An 8,183-nucleotide genomic window follows, 5' to 3' on the forward strand; every position below is an offset into this window, starting at 1 on the left:
AGGCGCGCCCACCCCACAAAAGGTTGAAAAGGGGGTTTTCAGGAGCCCGCAGGCGGGAGGAAAGAGGGGATTTCCCCTGTCTTGATCCAGTGCGACCAGTCCCTCATGGCGGCCCGCGTCGTATCGAAGGCCAACTCTTCATAATTGATTTCATCGGGACCGACCATCTTCAGGGCGGTGCTTTCGCTGTTCGCCCTCGGGGTGCCGCCGATCACATCGCCTGCATAGACGATCAGGACGACCGGGTTCTGGGGGAATGAGTAAACGCCGAGCAGGGGGCCGACGCGCACGTCGATGGCGGCTTCTTCTTTTGCTTCCCGGGCCGCCGCCGCCTCGACCACTTCGCCGCGATCAACATATCCCCCCGGAAACGTCCAGAGCCCCTTGCCGGGATTGTGCGCCCGCTGAAGGATGATGGCTTTTTCCTCGATGGCGGGGATCACGCCGGTCGCCACCTTCGGATCGAGAAAGTGCACGTGGCCGCACCCGGGGCGCGTGCAGCAAAACTGCATGCTCCCGTCGAAGTCCCACTTCCGGTACGCCAGCGGGCTTCCGCAAGAGACGCAGTGGCGTATCTTGCCACCGAGGTATGGATGGGCGGGCGGCGTATCGCTCAATTGTATAGGCTCCCGCGCACGGTGATTTTCATGTCAGATACTTTTCCGCCCCCGGCTGGCAGTAGGGGTTCATCTTGGCCTCCTGGCCGATGGTTGTCTCGGGGCCGTGGCCGGGGTGGACGATGGTCCCGGGTGGAAGGGTGAGCAGCTGGGTGCGGATGCTCCGCAGGAGGGTCTCGGCGCTGCCCATGTACAGGTCTGTCCGGCCGATCGAGCCGGCGAACAGCGCGTCGCCGACGAAAGCATGGCCGGGTGCATCTCCCTCGCCCGGGGAGTAGAGCGTAATATTTCCCGGAGCGTGCCCGTCGGTGAGCCGGATCTCGAACTTCAGAAGGCCCACATCGAGAGTCTCGCCCGGGATGAGAAATCCGTCCACCTCCGGTACGGGCGGCTCGGGGAAGCCATAGGCCCGGGCGGCGTTCGGCATATTTTGGAGGTTGAACATCTCCGCCTCGTGGAGAAGGTAGGGGATCCGGAGCTTTTCCTTCGCCTCGGCGACCCCCTCGGCGTGATCCAGGTGGGCGTGGGTGCCGACGATTTTGACCGGGCGCAGCCCGAGGGTGGTGAATCGTTCGATCACATGATCCACCTCGGCGCCCGCGTCGATGTAAATGGCTTCCTTCCGGTCGGGGCATCCCACAATGTAGCTGTTCATCTGAAAAGCGCCCACCGGAATCTGCTCAATAATCACGGGGTGATTTCTCCTTGCGGAAATGATCTCCGAGAAAGCTCTTGCCGGAAAATATCACCTTGCAAGAGTGGCCCGGGAGGTGGAAGAAGCCATGTGCGCGCGGAATTATCTGAGCTCGGAAGGAGGAAAGATGATGATTTCGATGCGGCGGTTTTTCTGCCTGCCCTCAGGGGTTTTATTGTCCGCGATGGGGCGGAATTCACCCAACCCCGCGGCCGAAACGGTTTTGGGATTGAGGTTGCCGGCCTCCACCAGATAGCGGGCGACCCGCGTCGCACGCCCGGAGGAAAGTTCCCAGTTGGACTCAAAAACTTTTTCGAGGCGTGGGCTGATGGGAACGTTGTCGGTGTGGCCATGTACCTGGAACTCTCGGTTGTTGTAGCGGCGGAGCGTGACGGCCACCTTGTCGAGCAGGCGCTTTCCTTTCGCCTGGATATCAATCTTTCCCGATGCAAAGAGCAAATTACTCGCCAGGCGGATGACCAATTGTTCCCCGGCGAGATGCACGCCGATCGCGTTTGAGGCGATTTCGCTCTTGAACGTGGCCTTTAAATCTTTTTCCACTTGTTCCTGAAGTTTGAGGCGGTCCTCGAACCTCGCGAGCCGCTTGCGCAAGCCGACGCTCTTTTCTTCCAGGACGATGATTCTTTTTTTGTTTTCCGTGAGAGTGCGATCGAGAATCGTCACTTTTTGCTGGGCCGATTTCGTGTCCTCGGCCTGGGTGGTGGAGTTGGCCCGCAAATCGGATATCTTGGTTTCAAGTTGCTGGCCATAGCGGCGGGCCATGGTGAGCGATTGGCCGAGCGCCTCGTTCTCGGTTTTCATCCGGTCGATTTCCTTGCGGAATTTCTCCGTGCCCCGCTGATAATTGCCGATTTCGGACCGGGCGTCCTCCAACTGGCGGCGCAGTGTCGTGGCCTCGGCTACTTTCCGCTCATAGTCCTCGACCGCAATGCACCCCCCCAGAAGGAAGACGCCGGCGGCCAGCGCGATAATGGTATTTTGAGGTTTTCCGATCATTCGTTCGCGCCTTTGGAGAGAAAGCGTCCCGCCTCCTCCACGTCGTCGCGGCTGCCGACAACGAAAGGAGTGCGTTGGTGCAGTTTTTCCGGCGGGATGTCGAGAATCCTGCGGTGGCCGTCGGTGGCGGCGCCCCCGGCCTGTTCCACGATAAATGACATCGGATTGCATTCGTAGAGGAGCCGGAGTTTTCCGTTCGGATTTGACTTGTCGCCCGGATAGAGAAAGATCCCGCCCTTGAGGAGATTCCGGTGGAAATCGGCCACCAGCGAACCGATGTAGCGCCCGGAGTAGGGGCGGCCGGTTTCCTTGTCCTCTTCTTTCAGGTAGCGGATGTAGCGGTTCATCCCCTCGTGCCATTTCGTGGAGTTGCCCTCGTTCGTGCTGAAGATATTCCCGCGGGCGGGAATCTCGATGTTCGGATGGGACAGGAAGTACTCTCCCACCGAAGGATCGAGGGTAAAGCCGTTCACCCCGTTCCCCGAGGTGTAGACCAGCATGGTGGATGAGCCGTAGATGACATAGCCCGCGCACAACTGATTGAATCCCTGCTGCAGGAAATCATCCACCACGGGCTCGCGGCTCAGGTCGGGGCGTTTCAAAATGGAGAAGATGGATCCGATACTGACATTCACGTCGATGTTGGATGAGCCGTCGAGCGGATCGTACACAACCACATATTCTCCGCGGTTGACCAGTTCGCTCGGGATGACAAAGAGGTCGTCCATTTCCTCGCTGGCCATCGCCGACACGGCGCCGGTATGGTCCAGCGCCTTGCGGAAGACCTCATTCGCGTAGGAGTCGAGCTTCTGGACTTCCTCGCCCTGGATATTCGTGTGTCCGGTCAGACCGAGAATATCCACCAGGCCGGCCTTGTTGACCTCGGCGTTGATGATTTTCGAGGCGAGGGAAATCTGGCTGACCAGGCGGGTGAACTCCCCCCGGGCTCCCGGGTGGTGCCGTTCTTCCTCGCTGATGTGCCGCTCAAGGGTGAACCCCTTGGTGGAATTTTGTTTCGTGGCCGTCGTTGTCATCCTCTTCGATCCCCCGGCCCTGGTAAGCGGCAGTGCACCCCGTCCCTTTGGGGAGGGAGCGGTTGTCGATCCGCCTGGAAAGCGCCTTAGGCGCTCACCAGCTCTTTTTCCATCGCTTCGGTGTAGCTGCCTGAGCGGGCGGCGCCGTTGCACTTGCAGCGGTGGGAAAAGACCCGCTGGGCCTTGGCCACGTTGGCCGCTTTGCCCCCCCACGCCTTGAGCGCGGGCGCCTGCAGGGCCCGGCCGTAGGAGAAGCTCAGCTCCCAGGCAAGATGCCCCTTTGCGTTCATCTCGTTCAGGTGGGCCGTGGCGGCTTCATCGGTCTGTCCGCCGGAGAGGAACACGATGCCCGGAACCGCGGCGGGCACATGCCGCCGGAAGCAGCGCAAGGTGGCTTCGGCCACTTCCCGGATGGTCGCCTGAGAGGAACAATCCTTGCCCGAGAGCACCATGTTCGGCTTGAGCAGCATGCCCTCGAGGGATACGCGCTGCGCATAGAGCTCTCTGAAAACGCTCTCGAGCGTGCCGGAGGTGACGTCGAAACAGCGCTCGATGGTGTGATTGCCGTCCATCAGCACTTCGGGCTCGACGATGGGCACCAGCCCCGCCTCTTGCGAAAGAGCGGCGTAGCGGGCGAGGGCATGGGCGTTGGCGTCGATGCAGTATTGACTCGGGATGCCGCCGCCGATCGTGATGACGGCGCGCCATTTGGTGAACCGGGCGCCGAGTTCGCGGTATTCGTTGAGCCGCTCGCGCAAGCCGTCGAGCCCTTCGGTGACCGTTTCTCCCGCCGCCCCGGCGAGGTCCTTGGCGCCCTTGTCCACCTTGATGCCGGGAATAATGCCCTGGCGGGAGAGGACTTCTGCCAGCGGGGTGCCGTCTGAAGCGTTTTGGCGCAGGGTTTCATCGAAGAGAATGACGCCGCTGATGTGCTTGGAGATCTCCGGCGTGGTGAAGAGCATTTCGCGGTAGTCGCGCCGGCTCCCTTCGGTGGATTCGGTGCCGATCTCGTCAAACCGTTTTTTGATCGTGGACCCACTCTCGTCTGCGGCAAGGATTCCCTTGCCTTTTGCAACCATATCTTTGGCGGTGGCTTGAAGGTCGAAGGTGGCCATGGCGACACTCCTGATTCTTATTCTGGATGAAATAAAAGGGTGGAAAGATATCCTCTCCTCCGATGATCGGCCCCGGATGTTCGGAACCGCAATCCGAATAACCCCTTTGCCGCTCCGCCCCTCGGGGGAGGAGGCGCCGCAAAGGACCCGCATCGATCAAGATTAAAGTCATCTCCACGGCCAAGAATAGCAAATTCGACCACGTGACGGAACCGGACCCGGCCGGCAGATATCTGTGATAGAAACGAATTCGGGGAGCGAAACTCCCGGAAAACGAGGCCTGGTTTCCGTCTGATTTCGGATGGGGGGGCCAAATCAACCGGTTCGATGTATGCCACCCGGGAGAGGGGGAGGAGCCGATGGACAGCATGCCCCCAGCGCCTGCGGGAGTGTCGGCTGTAGATGCTCCCTCCGGCGCCCCCCGCTACTGGCGGATTCCGGCCTTCTATTTCATCCATTTTTTCGGTGTCGGCGTTTTTTTGCCCTTTTTGAACGTCTTTTATCATGCCATCGGCATCGGGGGGCTGCAGCTCGGCCTGCTCAACGCGGCTCCGCGCCTGGTCCAGTCGGTGGCGCCCCCCATTCTCGGCGCCGTCGCGGACAAGTACCGGCGGGGACGCGAGGTTTTGCTCGTGTGCGCCGGGCTGGGGGTGGCGATTGCGGCGGGCCTTTGGATCGTCCGCTCTTTTTGGCCGCTGCTGATACTCATCGCGGCCTTTTCGATGACGCGCGGCTCCATCGTCCCCATCGCGGAGAACGTGTGTCTGCGCGATTTGAAGGTGCGCGGAGGGCAGTACGGCCGGATGCGCTGGTGGGGCTCTTTCGGCTTTATCCTGGCGGCGCTGGCGGGCGGATGGCTCATCGATCGCTTTTCCATCACGGTCATCTTTCCGGTGGTGGTGGCGAGCGGGGGGGTTTTGGTCGGCGTTCTTTTTTTCTTTCCCCGAGAGGGCGGAGAGCCTCTGGCCGGATTCCGGGGAGCGCTCGGGATTTTTCTGAAGAGCCGGCCCCTGTTCGTATTTTTGAGTACTTCGTTGCTGGTGTCGTTCAGTGCGGGTCCATTCGGGATTTATTTCAGCATCTACCTTCGCGAGTTGGGGATGCCGGCGGGCTTCATCGGGTTGGCCTGGACGGTGGGGGTGGTGAGCGAAATCTTTTTTCTGGTTTTCGCCGAAGCCATTCAGCGAAGGGTCGGTCTCAAGACCATGATCGCCGCGGGAATGTTCGCCGCCGCCTTGCGGTGGGAGATGATCACCTGGTCGCAAAATTCTGTTTTTGTGCTGGCCGTTCAGGCGCTCCACGGGATCCACTTCGGCGTATATCATGCCGCCGCGGTGCAGTATCTGGATGCATTGAGCCCGGCGGCTACGAAGAACACCGCCCAGTCGCTCTACAGCTCGGCCACCTTCGGCGTCGGTGCCTCGGCAGGCGCCTTAATCGCCGGAGCGCTTTTGCCGCTGTGGGGTTTTTCGGGCCTGCTTCACGCGGGTGCCGCCGTGGCCCTGATCGGGGCGCTGGGGTTTGTGGCTTTTTCGGGCGGCGGGCAAGAGGCGTCCCGGTGATGGGGCGCCCTCCCTATGCGGGTTTTCGGAGCCGGACGGCCACCCCGCCCCCGGGGCGTGCGGCGGCCGATTCGACGAGGTATCCCTCGGCGGCGGCGCTCTCGGGAACGCTCCCGGCCGGCTCCCCCGAATCGAGCCATACTTCGAGTACCTCGCCCGGGCCGATTTCCTCGAGGGCAAGCTTGGTCCGCACCCAGGTCATGGGGCAGATTTCACCGAGCAGATTTTCGGTCTTCGCCGGCTTCATTCCGTAGGCTCCTCTCCGCGGAGAAGGCATCATGAACGATCCTGCCATTTTTCTCACCGGTACGGGAACCGGCGTTGGAAAGACGGTGGTGGGGTGCGCCCTGGTCGCCCGCTGGGCGGCGGAGGGCCGGGGGCCGCGCGTCCTCAAGCCGGCTGAGACGGGCTGCGCGCGAAGGGGCGGGGAGCTTTTCCCCGCGGACGCGTGGGCGCTGAAGGAGGCATCGGGCGATCCGAGGCCATTGGCGGAAATTTGTCCCTACCGGTATGCGGCCCCGATGGCGCCCGCCCATGCCGCCGAGCTCGAGGGCGCCCCCCCCGATCTGGATGCGATAGAAGGCGCCATTTCCGCCCTTCGGGCATCGCCCGGCCCGCTGCTTATTGAGGGCGCGGGCGGCCTGCTCGTTCCGCTGGCGCCGGGCGCCCAGATGATCGATCTGGCGGTGCGCTGCCGCCTGCCGGTGCTCATCGTCGCCCCGCTGGGGCTGGGCACGCTGAACGGCACGCAACTCACGGTCCGTGCCGCGCGGGCAGAGGGTCTTTCGGTGGCGGGCATCGTCCTGAACGATCTCGATGGAGAAGAGACGCCTGCCGCGCGCCGGAACCCCTCGGCGATCGAGGCGCTTTGCGATGCGCCGCTTTTGGGGGTGTTTCCGCATCTTCCGGATGTACGGGATCTTCTGTATGGAAGCCAAGAAGGATTGGAGGCAGTTCGCGGACTGTTGCTGCAGGCTGCCGAAGGAATTCAGCTTTCTTTTTAATGAAACGCGTGCGTGTTGCGCTCAGGGACCCTCGGCGAGGGAGAATAGCGCATCTCCCAAGCGCTCTCGCGCATCGGCGATGACCGGGGCCACCGCGCAGGCCCGCGCAGTCGGCGGGGGTTTTCACCGGCCGAAGCCGGTTGGAGAGATGGCGGAAGCCGTTGTCCCAATGGCCGAGAACGCGGTAGCCGGTCCGCGCCTCCGTTTTTTGGATAAGAAACGCACCCAGCTTTCCATCGAGTGCCTCCCGGGCTTGGGCGATATCCGGGAAGAGAAACGGGAGGTCCAGAACTTCCAGCTCCGGCACCCGCGGTGCGAGATAGCTTGTCGAAAAGTAGCACATGCTCAGCAGGCCGCATTCGACCATGGCGAGCAGGTCCTCCGCCTTGTAGCCGAAGTCGAGGACGTTCCAGAAGTGATCGATTTTGACGCGCTCCCCGAGACGCGCCCGCATCGTCTCCCCGAAGCGCAGCGCGGCCCGGCTGTGGGAAGTATGTGGGGGCGAATAACCTGCGAAACGAATTTGGATCGTGCTGGCCATTTTCCTTCCTTTTCTTCAGTGAAAAGTGAGTGAAAAACCGGGTCCGGCCTCACGGGCCGGGAGAATCTATCTTGTTGTCTTGACTCATGCCGTCCTGCTAGGGCATGTTCTCCCGGTTCTTCGGTTTTGGTACCGAAAGGAGATCCCAGAATATGGCATCACTTCAGGAACAACTCTACATCGAGGTAGCCTCCCGAACCCTCGGGCGCCTGACGAAAGACCTTCAGAAAAAGCATGAGCCCAAAAAGGGCGATCGGTTCAACGTCAAGGGTATTACCTATGAGATCGGCCCCCCGAAGTTTTTCGGGCAGGGGATTCAGTTTGAAGTCAGCAGCAAGATACCCGGCGACGAGTTGCCCCCCGACTACAGCGAGTCCAAATATTTCGAAGAAATTCAAAAACAATGTAATAAATGTAGCAAGAATCCCGAGTCCGTCGACATGGAAAATATCGTCCGCGAGACACGCGACCAGGAGCGCAAAGAGCGCGACTACGTCAAGCTGACCTACCAGTACGGCACGGTGGAACTTTACGACGACAAGGAAATCATGCGCGAGGTAGAAAAACAGATCAAAAACCCGAGCAAGGACCTGCCGCCT

General features: G+C 61.3%; 10 protein-coding genes. 4 read left to right on the forward strand and 6 right to left on the reverse strand.

All coding sequences use genetic code 11. The features are described from left to right. Positions 1-38 precede the first annotated feature (38 nt). From O2807_08420 to O2807_08440, 5 genes are all read right to left on the reverse strand, one after another. The gene (locus O2807_08420; protein ID MDA1000522.1) at positions 39-617 is read right to left on the reverse strand and encodes an NUDIX domain-containing protein; all 579 of its coding nucleotides are present in this window, start codon (positions 615-617) and stop codon (positions 39-41) included. Positions 618-645: 28 nt separating this feature from the next. Continuing rightward, positions 646-1,308, reverse strand: a complete 663-nt coding sequence (locus O2807_08425; protein MDA1000523.1) for an MBL fold metallo-hydrolase — start codon at positions 1,306-1,308, stop codon at positions 646-648. Positions 1,309-1,413: 105 nt separating this feature from the next. Beyond that, the gene (locus tag O2807_08430) at positions 1,414-2,328 is read right to left on the reverse strand and encodes an OmpA family protein (protein MDA1000524.1); all 915 of its coding nucleotides are present in this window, start codon (positions 2,326-2,328) and stop codon (positions 1,414-1,416) included. Beyond that, entirely contained in the window at positions 2,325-3,362 is a 1,038-nt protein-coding gene (gene fbp, locus O2807_08435) for a class 1 fructose-bisphosphatase (GenBank protein MDA1000525.1), read from the reverse strand. Before fbp ends, O2807_08430 begins: the two co-directional genes overlap by 4 nt. Before the next feature lie 86 nt (positions 3,363-3,448). After that, positions 3,449-4,477, reverse strand: a complete 1,029-nt coding sequence (locus O2807_08440; GenBank protein ID MDA1000526.1) for a fructose-bisphosphate aldolase class I — start codon at positions 4,475-4,477, stop codon at positions 3,449-3,451. A gap of 359 nt (positions 4,478-4,836) precedes the next feature. Here O2807_08440 and O2807_08445 point away from each other — a divergent pair, with 359 nt between their 5' ends. Next, a complete protein-coding gene (locus O2807_08445; GenBank protein MDA1000527.1) occupies positions 4,837-6,039 on the forward strand; it encodes an MFS transporter in 1,203 nt (400 codons plus the stop codon). A 13-nt stretch (positions 6,040-6,052) separates the two neighbouring features. Here the strand turns inward: O2807_08445 and O2807_08450 are convergent, their stop codons facing one another. Next, positions 6,053-6,286, reverse strand: coding sequence for a sulfurtransferase TusA family protein (locus O2807_08450; protein ID MDA1000528.1), 234 nt, complete (start codon positions 6,284-6,286; stop codon positions 6,053-6,055). Between the two features lie 31 nt (positions 6,287-6,317). Here O2807_08450 and bioD point away from each other — a divergent pair, with 31 nt between their 5' ends. The 3 genes from bioD to O2807_08465 form a co-directional block, all read left to right on the forward strand. Continuing rightward, a complete protein-coding gene (gene bioD / locus O2807_08455; protein MDA1000529.1) occupies positions 6,318-7,043 on the forward strand; it encodes a dethiobiotin synthase in 726 nt (241 codons plus the stop codon). 148 nt (positions 7,044-7,191) lie between these two features. After that, entirely contained in the window at positions 7,192-7,617 is a 426-nt protein-coding gene (locus tag O2807_08460; GenBank protein MDA1000530.1) for a hypothetical protein, read from the forward strand. Positions 7,618-7,736: 119 nt separating this feature from the next. Then, positions 7,737-8,183, forward strand: a 447-nt coding sequence (locus tag O2807_08465) for a hypothetical protein (protein ID MDA1000531.1), incomplete at its 3' end; no start/stop codon positions are given.

It is taken from the genome of bacterium (assembly GCA_027622355.1).
In the GTDB taxonomy this organism is placed as follows: Bacteria; UBA8248; UBA8248; order UBA8248; family UBA8248; genus JAQBZT01.

What these genes read in the sequence shown, in the direction of transcription:
- O2807_08460 (MDA1000530.1), top strand. Translation starts at nt 7,192, where the DNA reads ATGGCGGAAGCCGTTGTCCCAATGGCCGAGAACGCGGTAGCCGGTCCG.
- O2807_08450 (MDA1000528.1), bottom strand. Translation starts at nt 6,286, where the DNA reads ATGAAGCCGGCGAAGACCGAAAATCTGCTCGGTGAAATCTGCCCCATG.
- bioD (MDA1000529.1), top strand. Translation starts at nt 6,318, where the DNA reads ATGAACGATCCTGCCATTTTTCTCACCGGTACGGGAACCGGCGTTGGA.
- O2807_08430 (MDA1000524.1), bottom strand. Translation starts at nt 2,328, where the DNA reads ATGATCGGAAAACCTCAAAATACCATTATCGCGCTGGCCGCCGGCGTC.
- fbp (MDA1000525.1), bottom strand. Translation starts at nt 3,362, where the DNA reads ATGACAACGACGGCCACGAAACAAAATTCCACCAAGGGGTTCACCCTT.
- O2807_08445 (MDA1000527.1), top strand. Translation starts at nt 4,837, where the DNA reads ATGGACAGCATGCCCCCAGCGCCTGCGGGAGTGTCGGCTGTAGATGCT.
- O2807_08440 (MDA1000526.1), bottom strand. Translation starts at nt 4,477, where the DNA reads ATGGCCACCTTCGACCTTCAAGCCACCGCCAAAGATATGGTTGCAAAA.